The sequence below is a fragment of the Saccharopolyspora montiporae genome (assembly GCF_015209505.1).
GTDB lineage: Bacteria > Actinomycetota > Actinomycetes > Mycobacteriales > Pseudonocardiaceae > Saccharopolyspora > Saccharopolyspora montiporae.
This window is the reverse complement of sequence record NZ_JADEYC010000001.1, coordinates 78,660-93,763: the sequence shown is the minus strand read 5'-3', so window position 1 is coordinate 93,763 and position 15,104 is coordinate 78,660. Positions and strand designations below refer to the sequence as shown.

Sequence of the window (15,104 nt, the reverse complement as noted above, 5' to 3'; positions counted from 1 at the left end):
ACGCGTCGAGGGATCTTGCTAGGGGTTTCGGAGTCACACGAGGGATCGGAGGTCCGGTCTCGCGAATGCCCTAGACAAACAAGAACATGACTGTATAGATTCTGTGGCAGGTTCCGCGGCAATGAGACATAGTTCTCACTCGTACGGCACACGAAGCTCGTCGATCTCGATCACCCACCCTGCTGCGCGCCTCGGAAGGTGACGACATGCCCAGCAATGAAGCCGTTGTCGTGACCGGGTCGGCCGGCGGCCTCGGTGCCGCGACCGTCGCACGGTTCGTCGCAGCTGGTTACACCGTCTACGGCCTGGACCGCTCCACGGCGGCCCTTGAGTCGCAGGGAAATGTCCACCAGATCGACGTCGACGTCTGTTCGGACACCGCAGTCGGCGAGGTCTTCGCGGAGATCGCGGCGCATGCGTCGGTCGCCGGTCTCGTGCACTGCGCCGGGATCGCGGACTTCGGCCCGTCCAATCCAGGGCACCTCATCTCCCCGGAGACGGGGGAGCCGCTCGACAACCTGGAGACCATCGAGCGCACCCTGCGCATCAACCTGCTCGGCAGCTTCATCATGGTGCGCCACGCGGCGGGGGCGATCGCCCGGCGCACCCAGGTCGAGGACGGCAGCCGTGGCTTCATCGTGCTCACGTCCTCCGGGGCCGCGTTCGACGGCAAGGCCGGCCAGTCGGCCTACTCGGCGTCGAAGTCGGGCGTCGCCGGCATGACGCTGCCGCTGGCCAGGGAACTCTCCCGGTTCGGCATACGGGTGGTCACCATCGCGCCGGGCCTGTTCGACACCCCGATCCTCGACAAGACGCCGCCGCTGCCGCGGCACGTTCCGTTCCCGCCACGGATGGGCGATCCCGGCGAGTTCGCCGCCCTCGCGCACCACGTCGCCGAGAACAGCTACCTCAACGCCGAGGTCATCCGGATCGACGGCGGCATCCGTGGTGGCTTCGAGTCCACGACCCCGTTCGTGCGATGACCGCCCGCGGTCACCAGCAATTCTCGGCCACATTCTCGCCCCCAACGACGAAGGCGTGATCCCTTGCTGAAGTTCGTTCGGATCCCGGAGCGGATCTCCACGAGCATCGCTGCGTTGGCGTTGCTGGCCATGATTGTCGTCTCGGTGACGAACGCGCTCGGCCGCACGTGGTGGGGTGTACCGATATACGCCGCCAACGAGATCTCCTCGCAGTGGTTCCTCCCGCTGATCGTGCTGCTGGCCATCCCGGGCGCCCAGGTGTGGAAGGAGCACTACACCGTCTCCATCCTCACCGAGCGGCTGAAGCCGCGTTCGTTGGCACTGCTGAAGTGCCTCGGTTACGCCGCCAGCGCCGCGGTATGCGCGAGCATCGCCTGGTTCGGGCTGCAGGAGGCGCTGGAGAAGACCGAGGTGCTGGCGACGGCCGGGATCACCTCGCTGCCGATCTTCCCCTTCTACTACCTCGTGCCGGTGAGCTTCGTGTTCGTCACCGTCGCCTTCATCTGCGATGCCGTGCTGGCCTTCAAGCACCCGGACGGCGACCTCAACACCGGCACCGGCACCCCCCTGCACGACGACGCCGAGTCCGTCGCTTCCTGAGGAGGAACTCCGATGTCCCACATCGCTCACGTCGGTACCGGCGTGCCCGAGGACGGTACCGGCACGTCGGGAAACAGCCCCGAGTCCGCCGACCGGCCGCCGCACCGCAGCGGTGTCCCGGTCGGGTTCCTGATCTCACTCGGTGTCAGCGTGGGGTGCACGATTGGCCTGTTCACCAGCGTGAGTGACATCGCTTCCGGGCTGTGGACCATCGGGCTGATGCTCGCGCTGATGTTCATGGGCGCCCCCATCGCCGTGTCGCTCATGCTCGCCAGTGCCCTCGGGATCTATTACGTGAGCGGAAGCATGGCGCTGACCAACGTGCTCTCGACGACGGCGTTCTCCGCATCGTCCTCGTGGTCGATGACGGTGCTTCCCCTGTTCATCTTCATGGGCCTGCTGCTGACCCAGGCGGGGATCACCCAGAAGCTATACCGCGCCACCGAGCTCTGGTTCGGCTGGCTCCCCGGTGGGTTCGGCATCGGTACCACCGCCGCCGGCGCCGGGCTGGCTTCGGTCAGCGGATCGACGATCGGGATGACCTACGCGCTCGGTCGCGCCGGTATCCCCGAGATGCTCCGCGCAGGCTACGACCGCCGGGTCGCGGTCGGGACGGTGATCACCGCTGGTCTCCCCGGGCAGCTGATCCCGCCGAGCATCCTCCTGGTGGTCTACGCCGGGATCGCCTCGGTGCCGGTCGGCCCACAGCTGATCGCCGGGGTCCTCCCCGGGGTAGCCATCGCAGTCATGTATGCCGCGGCGTTCTTCCTGATCGGGGTCTTCCTGCCGAAGATGGTGGGCCGGAACAAGGCCCGCCCGGGCGTGGCGTCGTGGTCGGAGCGGTTCCGCGCGCTGGCCGGCATCTGGGGCTTCCCGCTGATCATGATCGTCCTATTCGGCGGCATGTTCAGCGGGATCTTCACCCCGAGCGAGGCGGGTGCGGCGGCGGCCGGGATGGCGCTGGTCCTCGCCATCGTCTACACGTGGCGGGACCGTCCGCTGGCTCAGGTGACCTCCGCGGCGATGAACGCGGTGCGAGCCACGGCAGCGGTCTTCTTCATCCTCATCGGCGCCCACATGCTGACTCGGTTGTTGGCCGTGACGGGTCTGGCCGAGAGCGTCGCCGGGTTCATCACCGACCTCGGTCTCGGCCGGGTCGCCTTCCTGTGCCTCCTGATCGTCTTGTACGTCTTCATGGGGATGTTCTTCGACACCCTCGCGATGGTGCTGCTGACAGTCCCGGTGCTGATGCCCACGTTCGCCGCAGTCGGTGTGGACCCGCTCTGGTTCGGTGTCTTCGTGGTGCTGCTCGGTGAGATCGGGATGGCCACGCCGCCGGTGGGTGTCCTGTCCTATGTCGTTTACAACTTGTGCAAGCGGCGGGAGGTCAACATCGGCACCCGGATCAGTCTCAACGACGTCTTCGTGTCGCTGATCTGGTTCCTGCCGTTGGCGATCGTCTTCCTGCTGCTGCTCATCCTCTGGCCGGACCTGGCGCTCTGGCTGCCGAGCATCTCGAACGCCTGACCTGCCACCACTCGATCCAGGAGAAGTACGTGCCATCAGGACAGATCGCGGGCCCAGCCGCCCGTCTCGCGGACAAGGTTGTCCTCGTCACCGGCGCGGCGTCCGGCATCGGACTGGCCACCGCCCGCGCCCTCGTCGACCACAGCGCGCGAGTGATCCTCGCCGACCTCGACGGCGAGGAGGCACGTAAGCAGGCAGGCCGGTGGGGTCCGGACCGCGCGCGTGCCGTCCGCTTGGACGTGAGCGACCCCGCGGCCTGGGCGGATGCGATCCGCGCGACCCTGGACGCGTTCGGTCGGCTCGACGTGCTGGTCAACAACGCGGGGATCGCCGGCCGCGGCGGTGTCGCCGGAGCGGAGCCGGAGACTTGGCGGCAGGTGATGGCGGTCAATCTCGACGGCGTCTTCTACGGGATGCAGGCCGCGTTGCCCGCACTGCGCGCCAACGAGACCTCCGCGATCGTCAACATCTCCTCGATCGCTGGCTTGGTCGGCTTCAAGGGGTCGGCCGCCTACAGCGCCTCGAAGTGGGGCGTGCACGGCCTAACCAAGACTGCGGCGCTCGAGCTCGGCGGCGACGGCGTGCGCGTCAACTCCATCCACCCCGGGAGCATCGCCACGCCGCTCACCGCGGACCTGGATCGGGGGATCGGTCAAATCCCGGCCGGTCGGGTCGGACAGCCGGAGGAGGTCGCCGCGCTCGTTGTCCACCTCGCCTCGGACGACGCCCAGTTCATCAACGGGGCGTCCTTAGCGGTGGACGGCGGAGAGACCGCCGGGAACAACCTGCGCGGCTGCCTCTGACCATCACCGCTGGTCGGCGCCCATCTGAGAGGCGCCCATCAGTGTGCTGTGGACGCCGATGTTGCTGGCGATCGTGATGACGTCGATGACCTGATCGGGCGTCGCGCCGTACTCGATCGCCTTCCGGACGTGCACCCGGATGCCGGAGACGAACAGGTGCGTGGTGACCACGTCGATGGCCACGTAGATGAGCTCCTTGAACGATTCCTCGAGGACGCCGTGCACCCACGGGATGCGGGAGAGCCCGAGGTAGGCATCGAAGTACTCCGGCGTGTAAGCGAGCACGGTGTCCCACGGCGGTGACCAGTACTTCCGCTCCCGAATGAAGTCTTCCTTCAGCCCGTGCGCGTGCTTGTCGAGCTGCGGGGAAGCGGCCACGCCCAGCTCCTCGAAGACCTCGTGCGCGATCGGAACGCCGACCAGCATCGAGTGGACACCGAGTGACGCCGCCAGCTGCAGTGTCTCGACGACCTCGGCTTCGCTCGCGCCCAGTCTGCGGGCCTCCCCGACGTGGTGTCGGGTGTAGACCGGGTTGAGGTAGGTCACCTGGGCGTTGACGGCCACACCGATGAGCTCGCGCTGGACCGGAGACAGATGCCCGCGTTCACTGGTGACCCGGAGCAACCGATCGTAGGCGGCGACGTAGCGCGGGTCCACCCGCAGTAGATCGTCGAGCGCCGCGTGCCAGTACCCATGGGCGGCCTTGAACGCGGCCCTAGCCTCCTCCCGCAACTGCTGTTCGTCTTCCATCGACGTCCTCCTCCGGGCCTCGGAGACGGGGCTGCCCACCGTCGGCGGTGCAGAGGAGGCGGTGGGCAGCCCCGTCTCGTGCTGGGACCCCTGGTGTTCAACCCTTCTTGTAGACCAGCTGCTTGTTGACGAACTCGTCCATGGCCAGCGGGCCCAGCTCGCGCCCGACCCGGACCGCTTGACGCCACCGAAGGGCAGGAACTCGCGGGACGCCTCGGGCGTGTTCAGAACAACCTTCCGGCCTCGATCCGCGTGCCGACACGTTCGGCGCGCTCCAGATCACCGGTGGCAGGGTTGACGACCCGGTACTCCGAACATCGAGCACTCCTTGACTGTGAATCGCTGAACCGTGCCGAATCGAGCTCGGGTGCCGGCAGGGTTGCCCAGGGGTCGAGGTCAATCATCGGGCTGGACCGGCGCATCCTCGTCGAGCCCGATGCCGTGCACCCAAAAACGGGTCAGGAGCTCGACCATCTCTTCACTCGGTTGTCGCTGACGCCACCCGAGTTCGGTGTGCGCATAGTTGGTCAACATCGAGACGAGTGCGAGCCCGGCCTCGGCCGGGTCGACTGCGGGGTCCGCGATGCCACGGGCCTGTTGCCGGCGGATCCCCTTCGCGATCCGCTTGGCGAAGCTGTCCCGGATGATCAGCCGGATCTCGCGGAAGGACGGGTCGTGGTTAGCCACCTGCTCGATCACCTGGGACAGGCCGCGGGTGCGCCAATAGGAATCGAGGAACCGTCGGACGGATTCCTCGACCCGGCCACGCACGAGGGGCTCCTCGGAATCGGAGACGTCGGTGCTCTTCATCCGGGATTCGAGGGAGCAGGTGATGACGGCTGCGAAGATCGCCTTCTTGCTTTTGAAGTGGGAGTAGAAGGTCCCGCGCGAGACATCCGCCTCCTGCAGGATGTCCTCGACCGCACAGTTCACATAGCCGAGCCGGACAAAGGTGGCCGCGGCGGAGTCCAGCAGGTGCTGACGCGTACGAACGCCGCGCTTGTTCTTGGGCTCCGACTCGGAAACCACGCCGCTCCACACGCCCAAGGCCCGTGTGATGTCCTCGATGTCGGCGTCCACCGCCGCGGGGAACCTCACAGGCGACTGGCTCCTAACCGGACTCGGAGGGGCGACGGATGTGGTCACGTTCCGTCCTTTCACTATATGGGCCAGAGAGCTCGGGTTCGGTAGGCACGCTGGTCATCATGGTTTCCTGAGGCGCTCGGCGGCCTCGGCGGACATCCCGAGGATCCTGCCGAGCACCTCGGCCTGATCCTGACCGATCGTGGGCGCGTGGGTCAGGGGCGCCGTGCCGACCTCGGGGGAGACCCGCAGCGGATTTCCGACGGTCGGCACCCGCCCGTTATTGGGATGGTCGATGTAGCGGATCATGCCTCGCGCAATCAGGTGCGGATCGTTGTCGACTTCCCGGAGTCCCTTCACCGGCGCGCATGGGACCCGGTGCGCCTCGAGCCGCTCGACGATCGCATCGCGGGTGAGCGTGGCCGTCACTGCGCTGATCGCGGCGTCCAGATCCTCCATGTGGTCGGCCCGAAGGTGCTTGGTGGCGAACCGCGGGTCCTCCAGCAGCGGCTCCAGGTCGAGCGCCCGGCAGAGGCCGGTCCAGTGCTCGTCGGCGGTGGTGATGATCGCCAACCAGCCATCGGCCGCCTCGTAGACGTTATAGGGCGCCATCGCCAGCCCGGAGTGCCGGTTGCCGGTGCGCTCGGGGAGGTCCCGGTCGGGGTAGTTGTACAGGCCGCTCAACGCGGAGGTGAGCATCGGGTAGATGGTGTCGTGCATCGAGACCTCGACCAGCCGGCCATGCCCGGTGCGCTCGCGCTCGTACAGCGCCGCCATCGCGGCGCCGAAGAGGTGGATGCCGCCGGAGAGGTCGGTGAAGGCCGGCCCGGCCTTCACCGGCGGGCCGTCCGATAAGCCGGACGTCGCGATCGTGCCGGACATCGCCTGCACGGTCAGATCCATGGCCGGCATCGCGGCGTAAGGTCCCGAGGAGCCATACCCCTTCCCCGACGCGACGATCAGCCGCGGGTTCCGCTCCAGCAGGACCTCGGGCGCCAGCCCCATCCGCTCCAGCGCGCCGGGTGAGTAGTTCTCGATCAGCACGTCGGCGGCGTCCACCAAACCCAGCAGCGCCTCGTGGCCCTCCTTGCTCTTGAGGTCGAGGGCGACGCTCTTCTTGTTGGAGTTCAGCATGATGAACTCCTGCGGGTCGGCATCGCCGCGGGCGCGCCCGCGCAGCCGCTCGCCCGAGAGCGGCTCCACCTTTACCACATCGGCGCCCAGGTGCGCGAACATGAGTCCGCAGTAGGGGCCGTTGTAGATGTGGGCGAGCTCGATGACGAGCAGGTCCTGGAAGGAGGACAGCGCCGCGGGGATCATCTCGTTCATCGGCTCCTCCCGGCGCGCTGGAGGTCGGCGGTGCAGGACTCGGCCGCGCGGATCAGCTTGTCACCGATGGCGAGGACGTCGGGCCCCGGGATCGTGCCGCGGGCGCCCCAGACGGTCAGCGAGAACGCGCACGCGCCGTCGGCGTCGAAGACGGGAGCGGTCATCGAATGGAACTCGTACTGCTCCTCCGGCCGCAGCTCGTGGGTGTTGAACCCCTCCGACGCGTCGCTGATGACCCGGGCCAGGCGGCGGCGCTCGTGCGGGGAACCGTCTTCGTTCGCCGAGACCGAGGCCCCCTCGATCGCCTTGCCGGAGTCGTGCCCGATCCCGACCGCGAATCCGGCCTCGCGGACCCGGTTCAGCGCCTGCTCGTAACTCTGTCGCGCCGACCCGTCGAAGTCGTGGTGGACGTTGTCCAGCCACTCCGTCTCCGCCTCCGGGCCACCGAAGGCCGCGAAGACGCCACCGATCGGTGGCATGAACGGCACCTGGCGTCCGACCCGCTGCAGCCTGACCGAGCGCTTCGAGGTGCCGGCCGCAGCGACCGTGACCAGATTCTCGTCGATCCGGCACATCGCGGTGACCTCGAGGGAGAGGTGGCGCGAGAGCCGTTCCAAGTGGGGCCGCACGACGTCGAGCTCCGCCAGCCGGGCGCCGGGGATGCCGGACTCCACGGCCATCGAGCCCGGGCGGAACGAGCCGTACCCACCCCGGAAGAACAGCAGCGGCAAGGTGGTCTTCATGCTCTCGAGCGCGAGCACCCGACCGATCACGATCTCGTGGTCGCCGCCGTCGTAGACGCTCTCGGTCTCGCAGTCGATGAAGGCGATGCTCTCGGCCAGCTTCGGCGTGCCGTACTCGGTGCGGGACCACTCGAAGTCGACCAGCTTGTCCGTCTTCCGCTTGGCGACCGCGCGGCAGACGTCCTCCTGGGTGTTGCTCAGCACGTTGACCCCGAATCGCTTGCCGCTCGCACGGATCGCGGCCCACGACGACGAGGTCTTGCTGGGCAGGAAGCCAACCAGCGGTGGATCCAGGGACACCGACATGAACGACCCGACCGTCATCGCCAGGGCCTCGCCGTCGCTGCCGGTCGCGGTGATGACCACGACGCCGGTCGGGAACGAGCCGAGCACTCGCCGGAAGGTGTTCGAATCGAAGACGTGCATGATCATGCATCCTCTCGCCGGCTCGCAGACCCCAAGATGCGGGCCGGATTGTGCTGCATCATCTGATCGATATCGTCCTCGCCGACGCCACCCGCGCGCAGGTCGGCGACGACGCGGGGCATAACGGACCGGGCGTCCCACAACGGCAGGTGATCACGGCGATGGGCGTCGGGGAAGTTCATGCTGAACACCGAGGAGTCGGTGGAGATGACCATCCGGTCGGCGTAGCCGAGGGCGCACATCCGCACCACCGCCTCCACTCGCGCCTCGTAGGGCAGCCGGGACTCGAGCCCGAACCGGTCCATGCCGAGCACCGAGCCGCGGTCCGCGATCCTCCGTAGGACATCGAGGTCGTCGGTGTCCCCGCAGTGGCCCACGACCACCCCAGTGAGGTCGACGCCGCGGGACTCGAAGTAGTCCTGTTGCGCGAGGCCGGTCCCGTTGCCGGGGTCGGAGTGGGTGAAGATCGGGGCTTCGGTCTCCAGGTGTGCGTCGGCCACGGCTTGCATGACGTTCATGACGCCGTCGGTCATGCCGTACTTGTCCGCCGAGCACTTGAGCACGGCCGCGCGCACTCCAGTCTGGCCGATGCCGTGCCGGATGTCCTGGATGAACATCTCGGCCAGGGGGTCCGGGCCGTCGAAGAGGCGTCCCGGGCCGTTGAGCTGCGCGAAGACCGGTGCCTCGTGGTAGGTGTACCAGCCCGTGGCCAGCAAGATCTTGAGGTCGACCTGCTCGGCGATCCGGTGAAGGACAGGCACGTTGCGCCCGGTGCCCATCACTGAGAGGTCGACGTAGGTGTCGATGCCGGTGGCCTGGACCTCTTTGAGCACCGTGACGGCACGCTCCACCATGGCGTCCTCGGGGAACATCGCCGGGTAGTTGATCATCAGCTCGGCGTTGAGGACGAACACGTGCTCATGCATCAGCACGCGCCCCAGCGCGTCCTCGGCCACGGTGCCGGTGAGGGTCGGAATCATCTGACTGCTCCTTGCCGGAACCCGCCGGTCAGCGGGGTCGCTCGGGGAGGAAGGCCTCTTCGTGGAGACGGTTGGTGATCGGCTCCAGGTAGGAGCGGTCCTCGAACTTCGCCGAGCCCTGATACCAGTCGTCGAAGTTCGCGACGTCTCCATCCTCGGTGTAGCCAAGCTGATCGGTGATCGCGGTCCACTTGTGAATGGACTCGGCGACGTCCGCGTTGAGTGCTTCGCCGGCAAGCACCGGCGAGTTTTCGACGTCGGCGAGCAGATCCTCGTTCGCCCTACTCAGCGCGGCCTCCGACTCGGCGTCGAGGTACTGCGCCGACCCGCCGTTCTCGGCCGTCTCGACGACGGTGTCGTCGATCGACTGCAAGGCGCCGTACAGCTCCGCCGACATGTACTCCTTCATCCGGTCCGACATCAACTGCTGAGCGACGAGCGGAAGCTGATCCCAGGAGGCACCCGCCACCAGACTGCCGGGCCCGGGGGCGAACCCCTGGCTCCGCGGGAAGTACACGTGCGGCGCTGCATCGAGCCAGCCCGCCGACTCCGCCGTGGCCGGTGCCTGCAGCGAGCAGTCCAGCACTCCGCGCTGGAACGCCTCGTACCCTTCGGCCAGCTCGACGGAGGAGATCGTGCCTCCCAGCGCATCGATCTCGGTCTCGTGAGCGTGTGCGTTGCCACGGATCTGGGCGTTCTCGAGGTCCGCCAGCGAACCGCGTTCGGAGTTGCAGATCATCTCGGTCACGCCGAAGGAGCTCGCCGGGGCCAGCACGTGCATGCCCCGGTCCTCGAACTCCTCGATGATCTCGGGGGTGCGGAACACCATCTCCTGGAAGGCGGCGTGGAGCACGAGTTCGCCGACCAGTGGCGTACTGGGGACCTGGACCATCGAGTCGCTCAGGTCGACGAACGCGGGCATCTCGTTGGGTTCGTAGGTGGTGTAGTAGTGCGCGAGATCCAGCCGGCCGTCCACGAGCGCATCGGGCGTCTCGGTGGGCTCCGTGATCGCACCGGCGTAGTGGATCTGCACGTCGATCTTGCCGTTGGACCATTCCTCCAGCGACTGGGCGAACTCCACGTCACGCATCGATGAATAGGCCTCCGGGTTCGACGAGGCCACCTGGAAGGAGAGCTCGATCGGCTCGACGTCCTCGAACGCCGCCTGGTACTGGGCCTTCGTCGCCCCGGGTGGCAGTCCCTTTCCGCCGGAGTTGTCCACGCCCGCGCTGTCGGCCTTGCTGCATCCCGAGACGGCCACCGTGGCGAGCACCGCAGCGACACTGACGGCGACCTTCCTCCACTCCGCACCCATGCGCGTGCTCCTTTGCATTCTGCCCGTGCCGGACCTCAGTCCTGGGTGAAGTGTTTGATCGCGCCCTTGAACCCGAGGTCGCGCATCTGGTCCTTGACCTCGTCGATCGACTCGGCCGTGTGCGAGATGGAGTCCCACTCCGCCCCTGCTCGAAGCGCCTCGGTGAAGCCCTGGCGGTCGAAAACACGGTTCAGCGCGTTCTTCTTCAGGTAGAGCAGGTCGAGTGGCGTCTTGCCGACCCGGCGAGCCATCTGCGCCGCCCCGGTCGCAGCTTCACCGTTCGGGGCGCTCGTGTTGGCCCACCCGAGATCGACCGCCTCGGTGCCGGTCATGGAGTTACCGGCGATGTAGGAGAGCTCCTTGGCCTTCCGCATGCCGATGTGCCAGAGCGAGACCGGGCTCAGCAGGCCGCCGCCGAGCGGGATCGACGGCCAGCCGATGTTGGCGTCCTCGGCGACGACGACGAGGTCGCAGCAGGCGACTAGCATGGTCGCGCCGCCCAGGCAGTGACCTTCCACCGCCGCGATCAGCGGTTTCGGGTACCGCCAGATCTGCTCCCAGCGGTCGATCTTGCCCTGTAGCTTCCGCCAGTCCTGGTACGCGGTGGGCGCGGTGTACCCCGAGACCACATCGTAGCCGGCACTGAAGTTGCCCCCGTTGCCGCAGATCACCACTGACGAGATGGCGTCGTCCTCCGCGAGCGAGTCCAGGGCGGCGAAGAGATCGTCGAGCAACTCGCTGTTGAGGGCGTTGAGCTTGTCGGGACGATCCATCGTCACGACCGCGTACCGGTCGTCGTCGAAGCGGCCCACATCTACGAGGCTCACGGTCACTCTCCTTGGAATCGGGCGGGGGTCTTGGACTTGAACGCGGCCACGGCGTTCTTGTGGTCGTGGGTCGAGGAGGTCACGGCCGCGGCGAAGGCCTCGAAGTCCCATGTCTGGGCGAACGTGGAATCGGCGGCGGCGTGGACGGCCTTGCGCGTGGCGAACAGTGCGGCGGTGGGCCCCTCGGCCAGCCGCCGGGCCACCTCGTGCGTACGGTCGTCGAACTCCTCGCTGGAGAACTGTGTCGCCGCGATACCGAGGTCGACCGCGGTGGCGGCGTCGATGACCTCGCCGGTCATCGTGTAATACAGCGCCCTTCGCACGCCGAGTTGTTGGGCGAGGAGGTAGGAGACTGCGCTGTCCGGCGCCAGACCGCGCTTGATGAAGCCGCACTGGAACCGGGCGCCCGACTCGGCGACGATCACATCGGTGCCCATCGCGAGTCCGAAGCCGGCGCCGACGGCGTGCCCGCGGGCCGCTGCGAGGGTCGGCACCCGGATATTGCGCAGCAGCTCGACCAGCTCGCGACCAAGGCCGAGCCGGGCCGCGCTTTTGGCCGGGGTGTTCTGGCCCATCCGTGTGACGTCGCCGCCGGCGGAGAAGTTCCCGCCGGCGCCGGACAGCACCAGGCAGCGGACGTCGTCATCCTGATGGGCGTCCAGCAGGGCGACACGCAGATCCTCACGCAGCTCTGGGCTGAGTGCGTTCAGCGCTTCTGGACGATTGAGTGTCACGTAGAGCACGCCGTCGCGGAGCTTGCGGTCGACGAGCATCAAGGAGCCCTGGCTACTCACAGGTCCAGGTCACCTCGCAGCAGGCGCTTGGCGATGGTGCGCCGCTGGATCTCCGAGGTGCCGTCCGGAATCCGCAGCATCCGCGCGTACCGGTAGCCGGCCTCGAGACCGAGCTCGTTGGTGAGCCCGAGGCCGCCGTGGACCTGGATGGCCTCGTCCAGCACCTTGCCAACCATCTCGGTGCAGCGCGCCTTGACGATGGATGTCTCCTTGATCGAGGCCCGGCCGGCGTCGACCATCTCCGCCGTCCGGAGCACCGCGGAGTGGCACAGATAGATCTCCATCGCCATGTCGGCGAGCTTCGCCTGGATCATCTGGTGCTCCCCGATGGCCCTGCCGAAGGTCCGTCGGGCGTTCGCGTACTCCACAGCCATGTCCAGCGCCCATCGCGCCAGCCCGACGCAGGTCGCGGACATGGTGAGGCGGCCACGGCTGATGCCGCCCAGCGCGAGCCGCAGCGCGGCGCCCTCCTCGCCGACGATCTGCTGAGGGGAGACCCGGACGTCGGTCAGGGAGATGATGGTGGCGTTCGAGCCGCGCGAGCCCATCATCGGGATCCCGGTGTCGACGGAGAACCCCTCGGTGTCGGTGTCGACGAAGAAGCAGGTGATCCCGCCGCGCCGCTCCCGGACGGCGTCGGGATCGGTGACTGCGAAGACGAACGCGTGCGAGGCGTGCGCGGCGTTGGAGATCCACTGCTTCTGGCCGTTGATCATCCAGCCGCCCTCGACCGGGTTCGCCTTGGTCCGGAGGTTGAACACGTCCGAGCCGGCATCCGGCTCCGAGAGCGCGAAGCACAGCGTCGCAACGCCGTCCCGGATGGCGTCGATGCGTTCCGCCAGGAGCTGCGGGTTGAGTTCGAGCAGCAGCGGGCTGAGGCCGTTGGTAAACGGTGAGGGGATCACGGATTCGTGCACGAGGATGCGATCCGGCCGGTACTTGTGGTGCATCGCCTCCTGCACCGCGACGATCCCGGTGGCCGAGAGGTTGGCGCCGCCGAGTTCCTCGGCGCCGTACAAGGTATAGAAGCCCGCTTCGGCCGAGAGCTCACGTACCTGACGGCTGACGTCCTGGTACTCGGGTGACGTCAGCCCGCGCTCGTCGAAGATCCTGGCCGGATCCTCCAGCAGGTCTCGATGCTTGTCCTCCAGCGGCGCCACCGCCTTGTCGACGAAGCCGAACAGGGCCTCGACGATCTCCTTGGGCTCGATGGCCTCGGCTCCTGAGCTGCCCACCATGCGTCCCCCTCTCTGTGCGGTCGGCGATCAGACGGACGTGCCGGTGAGCTGCGGACGGACTTCCTCGGCGAACTTCGTCATCGAGCGCAGTACCTGCTCCTGCGGTTGGCTGCCCGCGTCGAACCAGCCCACGAGCCCGCCGATGCCGGTCACCTTCTTGTAGTCCTCGAGCTGCTGGGCGACGTCGTCGGAGGAGCCCAACAGGATGGCGCCCTTGTCCAGGTACTGCTGGAAGGTGAGCTCATTGAGCCCGAGGCCGACCTTGGCGCGGTTGCTGAGGACGCTCAGGTACCACATCAGCCCCTTCTCGTACTCCTTCGCCGCGGTTTCGCGATCGTCGGAGACGTGGATCGCTTTGAGCTGGGAGGAGCGGGCGACGTTGGCGTCGATCTCGTCGTAGCTGTAGCCCGCGTCGCGGGCCTCTTCCCGGTAGATGTCGACCAGCCGGGCCATGTCCTCCCAGGTCGGCATCTGCCCGAGCACGAACGCGAAGCCCTGGCGCGCTGCCGCCCGCAGCGAGGCCTCGGTCTGGGAAACCATGACGAACACCGGCGGGTGCGGCTGCTGCAGCGGCCGCGGCATCAGCGTGATCTCCTCGGCCTGCTCACCGCGGCCGGGCACCGAGAAGTGCTTGCCGTGGTACTTGATCTCGCCGGTCCGCCAGCCCTGCATGATGATGTCGAAGGTTTCCTGGTACCGCTCGTCCCGCTCGTCGGGGTCGATGTCGTAGGACTGGAACTCCAGCAGGTCGTAGGCCTTGCCGATGCCGAAGTTCAGCCGACCGTTGCTGATCACGTCGAGGAGCGAGAAGTCCTCGGCGAGCTTGAGTGGGTGGTTCATCGGCAGCCGGGTAACACCGCTGCCCAACCGGATCCTCGAGGTGGTGCCGGCGCACGCCGCCAGGACCAACTGGGAGGAGGAGATGATGCCGTAGCGACGGGCGTTGTGCTCGGCCACCCAGGCCTCTTCGAAGCCGAGCTTGTCCGCGAGGTTGATCTGTTCGATCCCCTTGTGGACGGCTTCCCTTTCCGTGCTCCATTCCGGGACGTTGGTCAGGCAAAAGATCCCGAAGTGCAGGCTTTCCTGGCTCACCGAACTCCTCCTCATGTCCCCGTCGCCCGCCTTCGGTTCACCGCGGGTCGATGTTTCTAGACATGGCCGTCTAGATCATGCGGTTATTGGAGCATGAAGTCATCTTGCTGTCCATAGGAGCGCCCGTATCAGCTGCGCGGAGTGATTCAGGGCCGATGGTGCGATTGGCGGATCGAACATGGACATGGATGTCGATAAGATGGTGTCTTGATAGTCCGGTCGTGGGTGCTGACATGATGATCACCCGATGGATGATCTGTCGCGGCCCAGTTCGCGTCCTGGGTTTTTACCCGACGTGCCAGGGATTCCGGGCTCGTGCCTTCGATGGGCAGCGTCGGCGACTGCTTCGATAACGCGACGATGGAGTCGTTCTGGTCCCGCATGCAGGTCGAGCTGCTCGACAGGAAACGCTGGCGCACCCGCTTGGAACTGGCCAACGCGATCTTCGAGTACGTCGAGATCTGGCACAACCCCCAACGACGGCACAGCCGACTCGACATGCTCACACCGATCGAGTACTCCGGCGGTGATTTCGAACGGGGAGCAGGGCCTGCATGTGTGCCGCAGGTGCTGGTGCGGTACCGCGGCCCGGCGAGATGTGCTCGGCGGGTTGG

At 67.1% G+C, this 15,104-nt stretch carries 14 protein-coding genes and 1 pseudogene; 5 read left to right on the top strand and 10 right to left on the bottom strand.

Annotation, left to right across the window (positions count from 1 at the left end; genetic code table 11):
* The first annotated feature begins 206 nt into the window (after positions 1 to 206).
* The 4 genes from IQ251_RS00420 to IQ251_RS00405 all read left to right on the top strand — a co-directional run bounded on the left by IQ251_RS00420 (position 207) and on the right by IQ251_RS00405 (position 3,913).
* On the top strand, positions 207 to 983 hold the full coding sequence (locus tag IQ251_RS00420; protein ID WP_193926356.1) for an SDR family NAD(P)-dependent oxidoreductase: 777 nt from the start codon (positions 207 to 209) through the stop codon (positions 981 to 983).
* 63 nt (positions 984 to 1,046) lie between these two features.
* Positions 1,047 to 1,583, top strand: a complete 537-nt coding sequence (locus tag IQ251_RS00415) for a TRAP transporter small permease (RefSeq protein WP_193926355.1) — start codon at positions 1,047 to 1,049, stop codon at positions 1,581 to 1,583.
* A 12-nt stretch (positions 1,584 to 1,595) separates the two neighbouring features.
* Positions 1,596 to 3,110: a TRAP transporter large permease gene (locus IQ251_RS00410; RefSeq protein WP_193926354.1), complete on the top strand. Its 1,515-nt coding sequence runs from the start codon at positions 1,596 to 1,598 to the stop codon at positions 3,108 to 3,110.
* A 29-nt stretch (positions 3,111 to 3,139) separates the two neighbouring features.
* Positions 3,140 to 3,913: an SDR family NAD(P)-dependent oxidoreductase gene (locus IQ251_RS00405; RefSeq protein ID WP_370591115.1), complete on the top strand. Its 774-nt coding sequence runs from the start codon at positions 3,140 to 3,142 to the stop codon at positions 3,911 to 3,913.
* 3 nt (positions 3,914 to 3,916) lie between these two features.
* Here the strand turns inward: IQ251_RS00405 and IQ251_RS00400 are convergent, their stop codons facing one another.
* The 10 genes from IQ251_RS00400 to IQ251_RS00355 all read right to left on the bottom strand — a co-directional run bounded on the left by IQ251_RS00400 (position 3,917) and on the right by IQ251_RS00355 (position 14,490).
* Complete coding sequence (locus IQ251_RS00400; protein WP_193926353.1) at positions 3,917 to 4,663, bottom strand: carboxymuconolactone decarboxylase family protein; 747 nt, start codon at positions 4,661 to 4,663, stop codon at positions 3,917 to 3,919.
* A gap of 396 nt (positions 4,664 to 5,059) precedes the next feature.
* Positions 5,060 to 5,743, bottom strand: a complete 684-nt coding sequence (locus IQ251_RS00395; RefSeq protein WP_193926352.1) for a TetR/AcrR family transcriptional regulator — start codon at positions 5,741 to 5,743, stop codon at positions 5,060 to 5,062.
* A 123-nt stretch (positions 5,744 to 5,866) separates the two neighbouring features.
* Positions 5,867 to 7,075 (bottom strand): CaiB/BaiF CoA transferase family protein, encoded by a 1,209-nt coding sequence (locus tag IQ251_RS00390; RefSeq protein WP_228045854.1) that lies wholly within the window; start codon positions 7,073 to 7,075, stop codon positions 5,867 to 5,869.
* On the bottom strand, positions 7,072 to 8,244 hold the full coding sequence (locus IQ251_RS00385) for a flavin reductase (protein WP_193926351.1): 1,173 nt from the start codon (positions 8,242 to 8,244) through the stop codon (positions 7,072 to 7,074). The genes IQ251_RS00390 and IQ251_RS00385 overlap by 4 nt, the downstream gene beginning before the upstream one ends.
* Positions 8,245 to 8,246: 2 nt before the next feature.
* Positions 8,247 to 9,224 carry a phosphotriesterase family protein gene (locus IQ251_RS00380; protein ID WP_193926350.1) on the bottom strand — a complete coding sequence of 326 codons (978 nt, stop codon included), beginning with the start codon at positions 9,222 to 9,224 and terminating at the stop codon, positions 8,247 to 8,249.
* A gap of 28 nt (positions 9,225 to 9,252) precedes the next feature.
* The gene (gene dctP, locus IQ251_RS00375) at positions 9,253 to 10,497 is read right to left on the bottom strand and encodes a TRAP transporter substrate-binding protein DctP (protein WP_193926349.1); all 1,245 of its coding nucleotides are present in this window, start codon (positions 10,495 to 10,497) and stop codon (positions 9,253 to 9,255) included.
* 77 nt (positions 10,498 to 10,574) lie between these two features.
* The gene (locus IQ251_RS00370; RefSeq protein WP_193926348.1) at positions 10,575 to 11,366 is read right to left on the bottom strand and encodes an enoyl-CoA hydratase/isomerase family protein; all 792 of its coding nucleotides are present in this window, start codon (positions 11,364 to 11,366) and stop codon (positions 10,575 to 10,577) included.
* Between the two features lie 2 nt (positions 11,367 to 11,368).
* Positions 11,369 to 12,139, bottom strand: a complete 771-nt coding sequence (locus IQ251_RS00365; RefSeq protein ID WP_228045876.1) for an enoyl-CoA hydratase/isomerase family protein — start codon at positions 12,137 to 12,139, stop codon at positions 11,369 to 11,371.
* Between the two features lie 17 nt (positions 12,140 to 12,156).
* Entirely contained in the window at positions 12,157 to 13,320 is a 1,164-nt protein-coding gene (locus IQ251_RS00360) for an acyl-CoA dehydrogenase family protein (protein ID WP_370591114.1), read from the bottom strand.
* Positions 13,321 to 13,425: 105 nt separating this feature from the next.
* The gene (locus IQ251_RS00355; protein ID WP_193926345.1) at positions 13,426 to 14,490 is read right to left on the bottom strand and encodes an LLM class flavin-dependent oxidoreductase; all 1,065 of its coding nucleotides are present in this window, start codon (positions 14,488 to 14,490) and stop codon (positions 13,426 to 13,428) included.
* Positions 14,491 to 14,757: 267 nt separating this feature from the next.
* Between IQ251_RS00355 and IQ251_RS00350 the strand changes: the two are divergent.
* Positions 14,758 to 15,009, top strand: a pseudogene (locus IQ251_RS00350) (transposase); the annotation flags it as partial.
* Positions 15,010 to 15,104: the final 95 nt, after the last annotated feature.

Coding starts and splice junctions, on each gene's coding strand:
- IQ251_RS00420 (WP_193926356.1), top strand. CDS start 207: ATGCCCAGCAATGAAGCCGTTGTCGTGACCGGGTCGGCCGGCGGCCTC.
- IQ251_RS00410 (WP_193926354.1), top strand. CDS start 1,596: ATGTCCCACATCGCTCACGTCGGTACCGGCGTGCCCGAGGACGGTACC.
- IQ251_RS00400 (WP_193926353.1), bottom strand. CDS start 4,663: ATGGAAGACGAACAGCAGTTGCGGGAGGAGGCTAGGGCCGCGTTCAAG.
- IQ251_RS00390 (WP_228045854.1), bottom strand. CDS start 7,075: ATGAACGAGATGATCCCCGCGGCGCTGTCCTCCTTCCAGGACCTGCTC.
- IQ251_RS00385 (WP_193926351.1), bottom strand. CDS start 8,244: ATGCACGTCTTCGATTCGAACACCTTCCGGCGAGTGCTCGGCTCGTTC.
- IQ251_RS00380 (WP_193926350.1), bottom strand. CDS start 9,224: ATGATTCCGACCCTCACCGGCACCGTGGCCGAGGACGCGCTGGGGCGC.
- IQ251_RS00365 (WP_228045876.1), bottom strand. CDS start 12,139: ATGCTCGTCGACCGCAAGCTCCGCGACGGCGTGCTCTACGTGACACTC.